The sequence below is a fragment of the Frankia sp. AiPs1 genome (assembly GCF_023716945.1).
Taxonomy (GTDB): domain Bacteria; phylum Actinomycetota; class Actinomycetes; order Frankiales; family Frankiaceae; genus Frankia.
The window spans coordinates 1-1396 of sequence record NZ_JAMQQF010000938.1 but is presented as its reverse complement, the minus strand read 5'-3'; the positions used below and the strand labels follow the sequence as shown (position 1 = coordinate 1396).

Annotated in this window: 1 protein-coding gene; it reads right to left on the bottom strand. The window is 76.9% G+C overall.

Features of this window, described 5'->3' with window-relative positions; translation table 11 throughout:
* On the bottom strand, positions 1–1396 hold a 1396-nt coding region (locus ND748_RS32010), incomplete at both ends, for a glycosyltransferase 87 family protein (protein ID WP_251750014.1).

The following is a 1396-nucleotide window of genomic DNA, read 5'->3' as shown; positions in this document are numbered from 1 at the left end:
GTCCTGGCCGGGGCAGCGGCCGCGCTGGTGGCGGCCCGGCGGCGGCCCGCACCGCCCACCAGCACACCGTGAGCAGACCGAGGTTGCGCCCGACCAGCAGCAGACTCAGCACGATCCGGCCCTGGACGAGGTCGTTGTACCGCCACGGGTAGATGAGCTGGGTCAGCGCGGCGCAGGCCAGCAGCGCCACCGGCAGTCGACCACGCGGGCCCCGCGGCCCGCCCGCGGAGTCGGCGCCGCCCCCGGAGCTGCCACTGTCCCCGGAGTCCGGTGCGGCCGGGGGCGCGACGGCGAGTCCCGCGGCGACCAGCGCGAGGATCCACACGAGGTACTGCGGGCTGAGCACCCGGGCGGTCACGACGACCACGACGACGAGGGCGAGGGCCCGCTCGGCGAGCGTCGCGGCCACCCGGGCTTCCCCGGTCTGTACCGGTTCCGCGTCCGGTACCGGCGACCGACCCCGCGTCCACCACCACAGCGCCGCCGCGATGATGGCGACGGCCTCGACCACGCTGCACGCGGTCGCGACGACGCGGGCCACCGGACCGCCGAACTGCAGGGAGCCGTAGGAGTAGTCGGGCGCCGGGCCACCGAACATGTGGGCGAGGACGAACGGCGTCGCGGCCACCGCCTCGACCTGCAGTCCGCGGGCCTGCTGCGCGCCGAGGAAGCCGAGGACGTCGCGCCACCAGCCGGTCAGCGCGAGGACGGCGGCGAGCAGCCCCAGCGCGGCCGCCAACCCGCCGACCAGACGGGCCGCCCCCGCCCGCAACCAGGCCGGCCACCGGACGGGGGAGCCCGCCGGCACCGGCAACGCGACCAGCAGCAGCAACGGCCACACCTTGAGCAGCGTCCCCACGCCGAGGTGGAAGCCGGCGCGGCCGAACCGGGCCCGCGACACGGCCAGCACCGCGGCGAGAGCCGCCGCGGCCGGAAGCAGGTCGAACCGGGCCAGCGCCACGGGGCCCAGCGCGGTGATCCCGACCACCCAGAACAGTGCCGCGCCGCGGTCGCGCCGTGCCAGCGCGGCGGTCACGGCGAGGTCGGCGAGCACCATCAGCACGACGAACGCCACCCGATAGGGCACCGCCGAAAGGGTGTGAGCCAGCTCTGGTAGGACGAGCGCGACCGCTGCCCCCGGCGGGTACTGCCAGCGGTCGTCGCCGACGGGCAGCCCGCCGCCGTGGCCGAGATCGTGCGCCCAGCCGGCGTAGATCCGAAGATCCCCGAGGACGGTCTGCTGAGCACCGAACGTCTGGCCGGTCAGCACGCCGGCGACGAGCAGCGCGCGAGTGACCAGCCAGCCGCCCCACAACCGCCGGGCGGCCGGACGGGGGGCACCCGGACCGGTCCGGGATGTGGCCGACGGGCCGGCGGCGGCGGACGGCTGCGGGGC